General features: G+C 49.6%; 7 protein-coding genes. 3 read left to right on the top strand and 4 right to left on the bottom strand.

Features of this window, described 5'->3' with window-relative positions:
- Nucleotides 1-3: 3 nt before the first annotated feature.
- The 4 genes from AAC022_RS07930 to AAC022_RS07915 form a co-directional block, all read right to left on the bottom strand.
- The gene (locus AAC022_RS07930) at nt 4-1362 is read right to left on the bottom strand and encodes a sulfatase-like hydrolase/transferase (protein WP_339729844.1); all 1359 of its coding nucleotides are present in this window, start codon (nt 1360-1362) and stop codon (nt 4-6) included.
- Nucleotides 1363-1379: 17 nt separating this feature from the next.
- Entirely contained in the window at nt 1380-2213 is an 834-nt protein-coding gene (locus tag AAC022_RS07925) for a TIM barrel protein (RefSeq protein ID WP_339729841.1), read from the bottom strand.
- 27 nt (nt 2214-2240) lie between these two features.
- Nucleotides 2241-3779: a DUF1570 domain-containing protein gene (locus AAC022_RS07920; protein ID WP_339729838.1), complete on the bottom strand. Its 1539-nt coding sequence runs from the start codon at nt 3777-3779 to the stop codon at nt 2241-2243.
- Between the two features lie 64 nt (nt 3780-3843).
- Nucleotides 3844-5913 (bottom strand): FAD-dependent oxidoreductase, encoded by a 2070-nt coding sequence (locus tag AAC022_RS07915; protein ID WP_339729835.1) that lies wholly within the window; start codon nt 5911-5913, stop codon nt 3844-3846.
- A gap of 311 nt (nt 5914-6224) precedes the next feature.
- Here AAC022_RS07915 and AAC022_RS07910 point away from each other — a divergent pair, with 311 nt between their 5' ends.
- The 3 genes from AAC022_RS07910 (at nt 6225) to AAC022_RS07900 (ending at nt 15207) form a co-directional block, all read left to right on the top strand.
- Nucleotides 6225-8483: a BatA and WFA domain-containing protein gene (locus AAC022_RS07910; RefSeq protein WP_339729832.1), complete on the top strand. Its 2259-nt coding sequence runs from the start codon at nt 6225-6227 to the stop codon at nt 8481-8483.
- A 35-nt stretch (nt 8484-8518) separates the two neighbouring features.
- Nucleotides 8519-11062 carry a vWA domain-containing protein gene (locus AAC022_RS07905; protein WP_339729828.1) on the top strand — a complete coding sequence of 848 codons (2544 nt, stop codon included), beginning with the start codon at nt 8519-8521 and terminating at the stop codon, nt 11060-11062.
- A 131-nt stretch (nt 11063-11193) separates the two neighbouring features.
- Complete coding sequence (locus AAC022_RS07900) at nt 11194-15207, top strand: hypothetical protein (RefSeq protein WP_339729825.1); 4014 nt, start codon at nt 11194-11196, stop codon at nt 15205-15207.
- Nucleotides 15208-15211 lie beyond the last annotated feature (4 nt).

The raw sequence follows: 15211 nt of genomic DNA, 5'->3' as shown, positions 1-15211 counted from the left end.
ATTCTATTCTTTTTCATCCAGCAGCGCAGTCAACTGTGCTACGATTTCAGGTAATTGCGAGTGTAGTTCATAGACGTCCCAACGATCAGACGGTTTTTGATAGAGTTGTATTTTCAACGACTCATCCAAAAACGGCGGCTCTGTGGAATCAAGAGTCTCCTGGTTTTCTCGTAACCTGAGATAATAAAATTCGTCCGTCCGTAATGCAATCGCCCGATCACTGGCGGCATAAATCACGGGCTCCGGAATCGCAGTCTGATCGCGGATCAATGTGAGTAAATCCGTACCAGCACAGGTAATTTTTTCTTGCGGGATGCCCGACCATGATAAGAGCGACACAGGAATATCTGCCGACTGCGACAGGAATTGCCGGCGTGTCCCCTGCTCCTTATTCTCTGAATCGAAGATCAATAGCGGAACGTGCGTCGTTTCTTCAAACAAACCCCAGCTTTCCACTTGTCTGACAGGTCCCAGTAGTTCCGTTCCGCCTCGAGCTGCGGTCACAATTAACAGAACAGACTGTGATTCTGCATACTCCAGAAGTTGATCCAGCAGACGTCCAAACCATTGATCCAGCAGCGTGACATACCCGGCATACACGACGCGTGCCATCTGACGTTCATGTTCTTCCAGCTCAGACCACTCTTCAGGATTGATAAATAATTCCGCGACAACGGTTACCAATTCCTGCCAGTCTTCTGCATCGAGGTCCACCTCTGAACTCTCATCTGCGTCTACAAGATCTGCGTCGAACTGATCGAGACCCTCTGAAGCTTGTGCTTCGAGCTCGTCATCGCTGTCTCCCTGATCAAGGACTTCATCCAGATAAAGGGTCGAGAAAAATTCCGGTGCGAGAGGCAGCAGTGGGACGCCTTCAGACCGAATCCAGATCAGTTGGTCCTCGGAGCGTTCCATCCATTCCGGCAGTCGCTTCAGGGCGGCTTCCATCAGTTGTGCAATGGGTGTGTTCGCCTCACTGACTTTAAATCCGTTTTGGCCTGTCACCGTCTCTACCTGATCGAACTGTTCGAACCACGTTTCCTGCGCTCGGGTGCCTGCATTTCGTCCGGCTTCGCTGTCTGACTCCAGCAGCAAGGTAGATTGAACCCCCTGTTTTTTTAGATGCCTGAAGAGAGCCGCGGCATTCTCATTTGCCTGTGTTTCGAAGGCGCTGGGAATCGTTTGACCGGTCCACCAGGGACATGAATTTTGTGCTGAAAGATCATTCGCAAAGTGCTGATCAAAGACGACGGAAAGGGAAGCCAGACGATCGAAATTAGGAGTTTCAATCCACTGATGCCCATAACAACCCAACATGCAGGCGGGAAGTTGCTCAAAACTGACAACGAATGCTTTTTTCATTAAATTGCTTGTACCACTCATGGACAAAGTGACTGAACCCATTCTTTACACTGCACCGCATACGCGCGGGCGTCATCAGCCGTCACAATTCCTTCAGCCTGATGCACGGTAAAAAAGCCGTCGTAGCCGACTGCATGGAGACCGTCAACCACTTTTTGATAATCAATCCCACGTCCACTTTCGTCCCAATATGGCAAGAGCTGAAACGGACGATCTCCCAGGCACCAGGTTTCCAGGTGATCCGGCCCATCGGCGGTGATCACCAAATTTTGCACATAAACATTCATCAGCCAGGGCAGAATCTGCCGCATCATCGCTTCACTGTATTCCTGGCCGCACATCAACAGGCTTGCCGGTTCATAAATCAAACCAATATTGGGACGATCAATTTGTTTGAGAACAGAAACGGACCGTTCGACTTCTTCAAACAGACAAGCCGGATGAAACTGATGCACCAACTGCATTCCCCGCTCAGCAGCCAGATCGGCGGCCCGTTGTGCGTGGGGAATATCGGCCTCGGTTTTTAAGCAGACCCGGACCATGCGACTCCCTAAAACTTCCGCGACATGCAGACTGGGTTCAATATTTTGGAGCGATTCAGGTGCCTGGTCGTTATTTTGCGGAATATTAAAATCGGCGGTGACCATCGAAACAACCAGACCGGCCTGATCGACAACGGAACGAACTTGTTCCAGCTCTGCTTGTGAACTATGCACGCCTGCCACACTGGCTCGCATGCACAATGCAGAATAGCCCAAATCAGCGGCAATCGTGGCAATTTTGGAAAAGGGAATGTTTAATTTCGTCTTGCAGGCAGCTTCAGCGATCCTCACTGAAAGTGACAGTTTCATCGTATGACCTTCAATTCGTTTTCAAAATCAATTTGAGGGAGTAGCTTGTACTCTACGAGAAACTACGGGAACAGGCAATTTCCCCGCAGCCCATTCTTTGGCAATTTCACTATTGGGATAAGCCGATTCGACTTCGACATGATACGTTTTCCAGCTGCCTCCCCTGCCGCCGCGCATCAAATGATCAGCATTCTGTCCCTTCATTTTGATTTTCTTACGAATCCCCACTTTCGGTAAATACCACTCCGCATACGTACCCGCATCAGTCTCTACCGTGACATGAAACGTCATCGGACGAAACGGAGATATATTCTGCAGCCAGCCTTCGATCCGAGGTGGTGCGAGCCGCGAATATGATGTCGCTGTCATCTTTACAATGGCCATCTCCTGTTTATGTTTTTCCAGGTGAACGGTACGATCATCTAAGGCAGGCAATTTCACTTTCTGATCCAAAATTGCCTTAACAAGTTCCACTTTAAACTTGAGCTGGAGCGACTCCGGTCGGACTTTCAGAATCTCGACAAATTCCTCGTATTGCTCCTTTGGTGAAGATGTTTCGAACGGCTCTTTTGCTGAAAGATTTTTAATGTATTCGACATACTCTTTCGGATACTGGGTGACCAGCATCCAATGCAATCCCCAGGCATGCACGTAAGCATCGCCGGACAAAATACTTCCCCGGAAGGCAGCGTTTAATGCGACCACATCCCCCCAGTTCAACAACTTTGCGATCCCGGAAAGCAGCGCATAGTGTGAATTGATTCGTTCCGGGCTGACGTTAATCCGATCCCCCTTGCCTTCAAAACCGGTAGCGATGCCTTCCATAAACCAGGAAGGAACCGGCGCCATTCGCTTGACGACTCCGCGATTGGTGGTCTGTAAATGGATGGCTTCGTGTAATGGTGTTTCAAAAGAGCTGCACTCACTCATTCTGAGAATCAGGTTGTTGGAAATGTGAGAATAATAAGCGAGCACATTTCCAGCACCATCTCCCAGTGAAGAGGTTTCTTTGGCATATTTTTCAAAATCGTCATCCGATTCGAAAATGAGCATCGCCATCGGAAACTCATATTCCTGTAGTTCGATATTCATCTTTCGGGCATAGGTCTCGAAGATAATTTCCACGTTATGCATAAAACGCCCTGCTTTTTCCAGAAACGTTTTGACGCGCAGTTCTGTTCTATCCGAACCATCCAGTGGTGCCGCCAGTACAACGCCCACGACGAATGGCTTCTGCAGATGAAAGCGAAATTTTTCACTGCCAAATTTTTTTAATAATCCTTCTGACATCTGCTCTACTGTTAGCGGTTGAGGCTCTGCTTTGAGCACTCGTTTTTTTATTTTCCCCTGCGGCACCATTTCCAGGTAGCCGTCCGGTTTCATCAGGCCATGCTGCATCTCTCCGCGATATTTCCCAGAACCATAGAGCGATGCTTCCGTGGTCACAGTCTTGCCAGACTCATCAACGTATGTGAAGATATCTGCCTGTAGATTCGTGTTCCCCAGGTGGCAGGCCAATGTAAATATCAGCAGGCTCATACTGCATTTAAAAATGCTGTTTTGCATGGTGGTCCTTATGAAGTTAAGTCGTTCTTACCGGATAAAGGTAAAAGACAATTTCAAGACGTTTTTAGTTCGTTTTCACGGGAACCAGTTGCAAGGCATCCACAATCACATGCCCGTCGGTCCCTTCATTGGTAATCACCAGAACTTCGTGTTTTCCTTTTTCAAATGCAAATCGTCCGAGCAGATGAAATTTCTCCTGGTTCGGTTTTTGTCGCTGATTGACCTTGATGGTTTTGGCCCCTCCAGAATACTTGACGGTATAGGGTGTATTCGTGGCCCGGTTGGAATTAGGTGCATAATAAACACGGACGTCATACAAACCACTCTTTGGGATCTCCGCTGAAAAAGCGATCTGCATTTGTCCTTTGTTGCTATCACTGTCATGCTGATATCCATACGCAACATAAGGGGTTCCTGATGAACTTTTTTTCCACCCTAACGTCGATTTGGCATCACGGTCATCAACCACAATTCCCGTTAACGCAGCAACGCGAATCGGAGGAACACGACGCGGTCCTTCCCAGGCCAGCACCTGTTTATCTTCTAAAAGCCGTTTTTTCAGTTGGGAATAATCAATATCCTGAACCGCTTTGCCTGCATCAATTGCCTGGCTGGCAGCTGTCGCCGCGGATTGGCCCAACACCATAAATACCGGCTCCATTCGAATCGAACCGTAGGCAATATGCGAGGCAGCCATCGCAACGGGCACCAGCAAGTTTTCGCACTCTTCTTTTTTCGGACGAATGGAACGATAGGAAATCGGATAAGGGTGTGGCACGCCGACCTGAACGTCTCCTTCATTCAGTGCTTTTCCATTGATGGCATAACGCTGCTGGTGATGCGAGTCCATCGTGTAAGCCCCCATTCCAACGCTGTCTTCTGCTACAATATCGGACATACAGTTCTTTTCGGACATCACATATTCCGAAATCATCCGCCGCGCTTCGCGAATATAAAGCTGGAACGGCCAGCCTGCCGTATCCTGAAATTCATCTTTGGTCGGCTTCCAGGTTTGAAACTTCTTACGAACTGCTGCGGGAACCCGAGGTGAATTGGCCAGCGTCCACATGAGCCCCTGCTGATAGGCTAAATGCTCCTGAATAATCTCCGCACGTTTTTGATAATCGGCGTTCGGATATTCGTAGTTCTTGCCGATATTATCAGTCGAAATCGCGAAGTTATTATTCGTATCGGTTTTCCGGTTCGGCATCAGGCTGGGCGCCCAGGGAGCACGATGGTCGCCGGCTTCAAAATTTCGCAGTAACAATTCATAATGTATCGGATCATAATTTTCAGGCTTCACCCATTCACGCTGATTTTCCGGAACGTCGGTCGTACACATGCGAAAACAGTAAGCCTGCACGCGATGATCGCCATCCCCATCCGCACCGCCGGGACCTTCCTGCTGTACTCCCGGCAACAAACCACTTTTCGGATCTCCAGGAACGACATACGGATCAACGGGTTTTATAAACTGATGATACACGGCATTTTTAGTTTGAATTCCATTTAGCGTTTCACCATACGTTGCATTCGACTCGCGTCCTACATGGTAAGACACGCCAGCGACCGCCATCAGGTCACCTTCGTAGGTCGCATCGATGAACATCTTACCTTTAATCACCAGGCCACTTTCCATTTTGACGGAATCGATGCGTGACTGTTGTTTTTGAACCCCCTGCTTCAGATCCAGACGCTGGTGTTTTAAGACAGGCACCGACTCGTCGTCGAGCATTTTTTCAAACGTTGCCTCTGCGACGTGTGGTTCGAACGTCCACATCTCTGCTTCAGTACTTTTTTTTCTGCGGCTTTTATACTCGGCAGCTTTCTGATAGACCCAGGATTCAGGCTGACTGTAATACGTGCCTAATGCGCGATAGAATTCGCGGGCAATACCCCCGATGGCCGCTTTATTTCCGATATCCGTCGCCCCCAGACCACCGGAAGAGAGTCCTCCCAAATGACTGCCCGGTTCGATCAATAACACTGATTTTCCCATCCGTTTCGCTTGAAGGGCCGCCGCAATCCCTCCCGAGGCACCACCATAGACGACAACATCATAGGATGATTCGACTCGATCCGGCTTGATTTCCTTCGCATTCGTTGTCGTAGTAACGACGAACAACAAAATCATTACTAACACTGGCCGGACTATTTTCGTATTAATAAAGTGCATTCCCTAAACCTCACTATGATGACGGAGTTTATTAATCGGATGTGAAAATCAAGCGGACATGTTTACATGCCCCTGTTCAGTCCATCATAATCATTGAACCGGGATTTAAAAACCAGTTCGCCAGAAAACTGTATTTATGCCAGACTTAAATTGTTAATTGTGTAAGCAATACCATTTACGACGATTCCTGCATATAATTATTGATGTTCTCTTTTTGAAACATCTCGTGCGTAGTTTCCTCATTCATCCCCCAGACACAGCAGGCATTCATGACATTTGATTTCCTCAATCCGCTGATGCTGCTCGGCCTGCTGGGGATTTCACTACCCTTCTTAGTGCATTTATTGAGTCGTAAACGCTACGACATCGTGCATTGGGGAGCGATGCAATTTCTGGAACTGGGCCGACGTACCCGACGCCGCATTCGCCTGGAAGGCTGGCTGCTGCTGGCCATTCGCATGCTACTGATTGCACTCATCACGTTTGCACTAGCACGGCCTTGGATTTCCGGCGGATTTTTATCAAAATTTATTTCGACACAATCCCGCGACGTGGTCTTCATCATAGATGGTTCTTACAGCATGGGATGGGAGGGAGAAGCAACCACGCCACATTCTGCCGCCATTCAATGGGTACACCGTTTTATGGAAGAATTGAACTCGGGAGACACGATTACGATCATCGATGCCCGCGACCAACCGCGTCTGGTGACCGAGTCTCCCACACATCAGTTTGAACTGGTGCGGGAAAAATTGAATCAGCTGCCCCCCCCTTCCGGATCATCTAATCTGGCAAACTCGGTTTCCAAAGCCGTTCAGACTCTGAGTAAAACATCCAATCTGGAACGGGAAATCATTGTCCTGACGGACGATCAGGCTTTCTGCTGGACGCCACAGGATACGATTCTCTGGGATCAGGTCAATGACCTGCTGCAACAATCGGCTGTGCCCATTGATCTATGGGCCACCAATGTGGCGGGAGAAAAGAATCAGGGACTGCAATCCAATTTACGGGTCGAAAAGTTAACCGTTTCGCGTGAAGTCTGTGTGAAAAACCTTCCTGTAAAAATCGCGACCACCATTCGCTACGATGGCACTGAACCAACGCTGATCTCTCCTGTCTATTTCGAGGTCGATGGCCAGCGGATCAAAGAAAAGACACAATCGGTGAAAATTGAAAATCATGGCGAGGCCGCGATTGAGTTCCAGTATCGCTTTGAAGACGAAGGAACCCACGTCGTCAGTGTTGTGCTGGACCCGGATCAACTTCCGGGAGATGATCGATCGGATGCGGCTCTGCATGTCACCAGCGCCCTGCCTGTGCTGCTGGTCGATGGCACCCCCAGTTTTGACCCGACACGCAGCGAAGTGTTTTTTGCCAACCTGGCATTAATGGCTCCCACAAACCGCACCCCCTGGATTCAGACAACCATCATCGAGAAAGAACAGCTGAATGCCGAGATCTTAAAAAATCAGGCGGTTGTGATTCTGGCAAATGTGGATGCGCTCACCGAAACACAAGCAGGCGATCTGATTGATTTCGTCAATCACGAAGGGGGCGGCGTCATGATTACGCTGGGAGATCAGATCAACCCCGAACAATATCAAAAGCTGCTGTTTCATGCGGATGGCTTAATCCCTGTTGAACTCAAAGCACACGAATCAAATCCGGGGATCGACTTCGGCAATCTGACTCAAATCAGTTCAGACAGCCTGCAAATGCCCTGGCTAACCCGCTTTCGCGGAGAATACGCCAGCGGCCTGACTTCAGCCCGGTTTAACCACTGGTGGGATGTCTCGATTCTCGACGAAGACGTGAAACCTCCCGACGATAAGGCTGAGAAATCGGAGGCTAAACCGCGATCGACACCCGTCAAAATTGCCGAGCTGAGTAATAACAAACCACTGATGTATTTGATGAACCACGAACGGGGTCGTGTTTTACTACTGACGTCATCCCTCGATGCCGACTGGAATAATCTGCCGACCAAGCCCGATTATGTCCCTTTTCTGCATGAAGCCGTTTTCGAACTCTCTTCAGGACGCGTTTTTCGAAATATTAATACTGATGAACCCATTGTCGTCCCCGTACCGGCCAAGACGACGATCGACCAGCTCGAAGTTCTCGACCCGAACAACACCCCGGTCACCGGTACGATTGATCCCTCTGCTAACGGAGCGACCTTTCAATCTCAAAACACCTCGCTACCCGGCGTATATGCATTGAATCCCAAACAGGGTGTAGAAACCGACTTGAAAGCAGATCGCTTTGTTGTGAATTTTGACCGCAGTGAATCGGATTTAACGCCGCTCTCGAAAGCACAACAGAAATCCCTGACAGATGATTATCATTTGAAATTTTTTAATACACTGGATGAACTGAAACAGGCGATGTTTTCGGATGTTTCAGAAACAGAATTCTGGAGATTTCTGTTATTGATCTTCCTGCTGTTAATGGTAGGAGAGTTGTTTCTGACAAGGCGACTCGTACAGGGTGGGCATGCGACCCTCTCTGATAATTCCCATTAATCACCCCCATCCCACTATTTAAGATCTTTGCTGACATGAGTGAACGGCACTTCCAGTTTAACAGTTTCGAATTGAGCGGATGGACGATAGTCAGCGTCTGTGCCGTGATGCTGGCGCTGGTGACCATCGTCCTGCTCTTTCGCTACGAACGGCGGCTGGTTGCGCCTGCGGTGGGAAATACCCTGATCGCACTGCGTGTAACGACCCTCATTTTTATTCTGCTCACATTTCTGGAACCAGTTCTAACCTGGTCCTTCAATACAGAAACAACAGGCCGTCTGGTAGTCGCCGTTGATGTATCCGACAGTATGAACACCCAGGATCGCCATGCCAGCGATCTGGAAAAACTGCAATTGGCGCGGGCTCTAAAAATGATCGGCAACGATCAGATCGACGAACGCCTGGACCGCTGGGAAAACGCCTATTCCTTAAAGCAAGAACCACCATGGGTCGATGAGAGCGAAACTGCGAATCCGGAAAAAAGAACCAAACTAGCGGCAAGTCGAAAACAGAATCTCAAAGAACTCTTTGCGGAAATCGACAAACTATCCCGTAAGGAAATCGCGCAAAAACTGTTATTGAATCCGGCCAATCCGATCTTGGAGAAATTACAGAAACGGGGACAGGTTGATCTCGTGCTGTTTGCCGGCGATGCGGTGTTGGCAGAGAAAACAGCATTGGAAGAAGGGCTCGATCAGGTTCCCAATCAGGTCCATATGGGCTTGTCCAATCTTTCGCAGGCACTCAAAGCCTCCGCCGGCAGTCCCGAATCTGGAGCCTCGCCCATCTCCGGATACATCCTGCTGACAGATGGCCGCGATAATAGCCAACTCAACCCGGTCTCGACCGCGGAGCAACTAGGGCAAATGCAGATACCGATTTACCCAGTGATTCTGGGCTCAGCACATCAGCCGAAAGACATCTCAATTGCAGCCCTCGATTATCCGCAAACGACCTTCAAAGACGACAAGCCATTACTCAAAGCCCGAATTGGGACAAGCGGCTACGAAGGCCAGGAAGTGCGCGTGGTCTTAAAACAGAACGACCGTGAAGTCGCTGTGAAACAATTTAAATCCCAGGGAATCAGCAAACTGCTTGAATTTGAACTCGACTCTGGAAAACTGGGGAGACAGGAATTCAAAATCGAAACAACTCTCCTGCCGGGAGAGACCCGCGACGATAACAACGAGAAAAGCTTTGCGATTAATATCGTGGATGACAAATCACACGTGTTACTGGTCGAAGAAACGGCGCGGTGGGAATTTCGTTACCTGCACAACGCACTCGAACGCGATAAGCGGATTGAACTGCAGCAGGTCCTGTTTGAACAGCCTTACATGGGTCTCCTGCCCCAGCCGTTTTTTCCAAATCAATTATTAATTAAAACGCCCCCCGAAAACAAACAACCGAATCTGGCAGACAACCCCCATCCCTTCGCAGAAAAAGATCTGATCATCATCGGCGATGTGAGTCCTGCGCACCTGGAAAACTGGGAACACATCCAAACTTTCGTTGCCGACCAGGGAGGCACACTGGTTCTACTGGCGGGGAAAAAATATCTGCCTCTGGGACATCAATCAGAAATCCTGAATGAACTCCTGCCACTCAAAAATCTGAAAGCAGTCGACTGGAATCAGGCAAATTTTAAAGTGCCTCCCGCCGAGCGAGGTATGCGGCTTCGCCTGACGCCGGAAGGAGAAGCGGAACCGCTATTCCAATTTGACGTGAACCCGGCAACCAACCGTGATATCTGGGAACAGCTTCCGGGGCACCTCTGGTTTCTGCAGGGAGAATTGAAACCGGGTGCTTCCGTATTGGCTTATGGGATTTCGCCTTTCAATGCCCCGCTTGACGAAGAAACCGATGGCGTGATTATTCAGCGGCAATACGGTTCCGGAAAAGTGATCTGGATTGGGATCGACAGTACCTGGCGCTGGCGGTATCGAGTGGGAGACCGATATCACCACCGCTTCTGGGGCCAACTGGCACGCTGGGCTGCCCGCAATAAAGCATCCGCCGGCAATGAATTCGTCAAATTCAGCCTGAGCAAAACCGACATTGATGCCGGAGAAATCACAACTGCGACGGCACGCTGGACTCAGAAGTATCTGGACCGATTCCCTGATGTGAAATCCAGTGTAACCATTGCGAAAGCAATCGAGCCAGATAAAGTAATTGCGTCATTTGATCTCAACAGGCAAAAGAACCAGCCAGTGATCCATGAAGCGAATCTTCCCGCACTTCCAGCGGGAGAATACCAGCTCAAACTGATTACATCGCCGGAAGTGGCTCAGGGAAAAGAAATTATGACTCCGCTGTTCGTCCATGAAATTAAGACAATTGAGCTGGGTAATTTAACGTCCAACCCACAGTTACTTTCGGAAATGGCAGAATCTAGTGGCGGAAAAATGCTGACGCCCGGGACAATCGATCAACTGCTGGAATTATTGCCCACTTTAAGCCAGGAAACGACCAATCAAGATGAAATCACACTATGGGACCACTGGCTGATTCTGACTCTGATCATGGGTATTCTCACGGTAGAATGGGCGATTCGCAAACTGAATGGTTTACCTTGACACGATTTTAGGCTTCCAACGGTTTTTTCTGGCCTATTTCACACCAGATCTTGTTACAATATCTGTGTATCCGGTCTGCAAGGACCGTTCACCTCAAAATCATTCAACACCATTTCCTGCTGAGACAAACTATGGATGGGCAGTTAGATCATTTTGTTAATGAACTGAAACATCAGTTGAACCAGCTCGATCGCAGAATCCGTTCTCTGGCTCTGCTCCGAGGGTTAGGATTCATTGTGCTCGTTTTGATCTGTCTGGTGACGTTGCAGATCAGCTTGGACTTTCTGTTTTCCCTGGGCACGATGGCACGAATTGTGTTGAGTTCGCTTTCTGTCACGGTACTCGTTGCCTGTGTCTGGTTTGCGATGCTGCGTCGCGTCTTTCACAAAAGAACGCCGGTGGAACTGGCTGCGATTGTGGAAGAATCACAGTCTGACCTGAATGAACGGCTGACGTCGGTACTGGAATTATCCACTGCGCAAAATGAATCCAGCTCGGTTGTGATGCGGGAACGCCTGGCCAAAGAAACCATCGCTTCGCTAACCACGTTTAACATTTCTGACACGGTCCCCTCAGATCGCGCGATGCGTTTTATCATGAGTGCGGGCATCGCGATATTGATCTTTTTAACGCCGCTGTTGATCTGGCCGGATGCGTATCGTCTGTTACTCTCGCGGAGTGTCATTCCCTGGGGTAATTTTGCTACAGTCAGTTCACTGTACTTCGAAGTACAGCCCGGCGATGAAACCGTTGCCCGTGGAAAAGATCTGCAAATTGTCGCAACCCCACACTGGCATACCAAGCAGCCGGGGACCATCGATGAAGTCTGGATCGAATGGGAAGATGCCAAGGGGGAACAGTTTACCCGACGCATGGATCTAGATCCGGAAGCCGGCCATTACATGACCCAATTCTCACGTCTGCTGACCGGATTCCAATATAAAATCACAACGGATCACAGCCGCAGTAAACAATACGCAATCCAGATCTCTGAACCGCCCTCCATCACCGATACCCAGTTAATCATCGTTCCCCCCGAATACACCCAACACAAACAGCAGGAATTGACGGTTCTCCCCAGCGAAATCAATGTTTTGGAGCAAAGCCAACTCACGATCAACCTGACTTTTGATCGCCCTGTCACAGAAGCAACTTTGCAGTACCAGCTTTATGCATCCGGCACGGAATCAAAAGAACGCCCCCCGGTCGAGCAAAAAGAGTTTGTCTTGAGTGACGACCTGTTGACCGCCCGACTTGAATTACCGGTACACAAAAAGAGCTTTTTGTTCCATATCGCACTGACTGGTCAGCAGGGGAACCTGAAGACACAGACATCAGAGCATCTGGTCAAAGTCATGCTGGACCGTGCGCCGGAAATTGAACTCTCAATCTATGATCAGCCGGAATTTTTCAAACCAGATGAAAGCCTGACCGTTCCTGTCGAAGTCATTGACGATTTCTCTATCGCAGAGCTGGAAATTCATGTCAAGAAGCTGGATGAAAAAGCAACCATCACCAAAGTTCCGGTAGAATTACTCGGCGTCTCTTCCGTGGCTTATGAATTCAAGATCCCACTTTCGGATCTGCAAGCACAGCAGGCTGATATCTTCACCTATCGTGTTCGTGCCGTTGATAACCGCGCGGTTCCCTCCCCGAATGTGGCCTGGTCGACACCCCGGGTGTTCGGAATTGATAAAAATGCAGAACAGCAGCTTTCGGCAGGCGTCATTTCCCGCCAGCAAAAATTACGTGATGAGCTGAAAAAGATCCAACAGGACTATAAAGAACATCAGCAGAAGGTCGATCAAAAGATTGCCGATCTGAAAAAATTAAAGGAGCAAGATAAACTTGCTGCCGGAGATCAGATCGAGCTGCAAAAAATGACGCAGGTGGAACGCAAGCTCGCCCAGCAACTGGAAAACGTGGCGAATGAATTTCTGCAACTTCCCCTGTATCAGAAACTGGCAGAAAAAACGCAATCTGTCGCGCGAACCGATTTCGTGAAAAATCATGACACATTAAAATCGGCCGCCGGCTCAGAAACAGTAAAACAGGCGAAGCACGACCTGAAACCGGTGCCCCCGACCATGACCGCGACTGAAAAGAAACTGGGAGACCTCGTCCAACAATATGAGAAGCTGGTGGAACTGGAAAATGATTTACTGAATTTGAATCGGCTTGCAGAAGAGACGAACCATCTCGCCGATGATCTATTGTCATTCAATGATAAACTGGAATCTGCCACCCAGCAGCCACAAGCCCAGGCAGACAACAAGCAACCGCCGGCAGGTGAAAAAAACAAGCAAGATCCCAAATCGCCGGAACAACAAAAGGATCAGCCTCACCAGAATCTGACACCAGAAATGGAAAAAGAACTGGCGAATTTGCAGGCAGAACTGAAACACCGCCAGTCAAGTCTCGCGAAAGATCTGGACAAGTTACTCGAACGCCGGCCAGAACTGGTCGATGCTGCTCGTAACCATCAATTGAAACAGCTCAATTCACTCGTCAATCAGACCTCGCAGTTGATCGAACCACAACGGCAACTGGCAGATGCAATCCAACAGCAGGCACCAGTCGCTGCGAGTAGACCAGCGACAGCAGAACCTGCTCAGCAGTCAGCCCCACAGGAGCCAATGCCTGCCGGACAAGCACCACCGGCTGCAAACGGAAACGAAGCACCGACAGCAGCTGCAAACGCTGCTAATGCAGAACCAGCGACAAACACACAACCTGCAGAAACCAACATGAGTCGTGAAAAGTCGCAGGCAAAAGCAGAACCAGCCAAACCGGAATCCGTCCGCAATTTACTACGTCAGCAGCAAATGCTGGCCCAGGCGGCGGCCAATCTCGCTTTAGAGACTGCACAGCAATTTGGTCCCGAATCCGAACCCACACGCAAAGCCACGCAACTTGCAGAAGAAGCGATCAAAGCACAACAAGCCGCGAACTCTGGCAAACTTCATGAAGCAAGCCAGGCAGCCAACCGAGCTGCGAAAATGGCCGAAGCCATAATACAGGCTCATCAGTCTAAAAAAGACGAACAGACAGAACGCGATGCCTTTCTCGAGCAGGCCGAACAAATGGCAAACCTGCAACGAGAGCTGGCAGGCAAAATGGCGCAGGCTTCCAACTCGGAAGCAATGCGGCAGGAAGCTTTGAAGAATTCCCAGGAAGCCCTCGCCCGACAGACACAGGCCTTGACTCAGCAGTTGGCCGAGACATCAGAAAAACTGGAAACCGATCCGATAAGTTTGAAAAAAGAGAGCCAACAGGCCGAACGAACGCAGGAAAAAACAGCCAAGGCCGGCCAGGCAATGCAGAAAGCAGTCGAAGGACTCTCTGAGGAAAATCTGTCACTCGCGGCAGAACAGGCTCGGCAGGCAGCCCGGGAACTTCAGGAAGCGTCACGCAAAGCGCAACAGGCAGGTCGGAAATCGCAGAAAGAGTCTCCCGTTCCTGAAAAAGTAGGCGATCAAGTCACCGATGCCGCCAGACAACTGAGAAACGCACAAAAACAGCTGGAACAGACTCCGGAATTCAAAAACGCCGGCGATCAAACGATGGCTCAGGAAAAGCAGACGGCTCCCCGCGATGCGAATTCGGATCCAAAACAAGCAAAAGCTGCTGATCAGAAACAGGGTGAATCCCAAGGGAAAGACCAGAACAGCCAGGCGAAAGCGGAACCCGGCGACGCTGGGCAATCTCAGGAAGAACAGGCTTCCCAGAATTCGAAAAACCAGAGCCAGCAGTCAGAGAAGGGAAAACCATCTGCATCCAAAAAAGCAGCCGAATCGCTCAAACGGGCAGCCGAATCTCTTTCACAGGCAGCAACCGAATTAAAGTCAAAATCCCAGCAGGGTTCCGATCCTGGCAAAGGACAACAGTCGCAGACGGCTTCCAAAAATATGGCTCCGGGAAAAGGACAAGGCGAGAGTGAGGGGGGTGGCGCCAAATCCAGTGTCGACTTCACGCAGCTCAAAACCAAATTGAAAACAATGTCGAGCCGTAACTGGGGTGAACTTCCCGGAAATCTCGATACGGAAATCCTGCAAGGCTCTCGCAGTCGAACCGATCCGGAATATGCCCGCTTAATCAAGCATTATTTTGAAGCAATTGCCAAATCCAAATCCGACAGCAAGTAAGAAT

The organism is uncultured Gimesia sp. (assembly GCF_963976445.1).
Lineage (GTDB): Bacteria > Planctomycetota > Planctomycetia > Planctomycetales > Planctomycetaceae > Gimesia.
The sequence above is the reverse complement of the archived record's forward strand: the minus strand, read 5'-3'. Positions and strand labels throughout refer to the sequence as shown.

Bases quoted from the DNA above. Each gene is read 5' to 3' on its own strand.
- AAC022_RS07905 (WP_339729828.1), top strand. From the start codon at position 8,519: ATGAGTGAACGGCACTTCCAGTTTAACAGTTTCGAATTGAGCGGATGG.
- AAC022_RS07920 (WP_339729838.1), bottom strand. From the start codon at position 3,779: ATGCAAAACAGCATTTTTAAATGCAGTATGAGCCTGCTGATATTTACA.
- AAC022_RS07925 (WP_339729841.1), bottom strand. From the start codon at position 2,213: ATGAAACTGTCACTTTCAGTGAGGATCGCTGAAGCTGCCTGCAAGACG.
- AAC022_RS07915 (WP_339729835.1), bottom strand. From the start codon at position 5,913: ATGATTTTGTTGTTCGTCGTTACTACGACAACGAATGCGAAGGAAATC.
- AAC022_RS07930 (WP_339729844.1), bottom strand. From the start codon at position 1,362: ATGAAAAAAGCATTCGTTGTCAGTTTTGAGCAACTTCCCGCCTGCATG.
- AAC022_RS07910 (WP_339729832.1), top strand. From the start codon at position 6,225: ATGACATTTGATTTCCTCAATCCGCTGATGCTGCTCGGCCTGCTGGGG.
- AAC022_RS07900 (WP_339729825.1), top strand. From the start codon at position 11,194: ATGGATGGGCAGTTAGATCATTTTGTTAATGAACTGAAACATCAGTTG.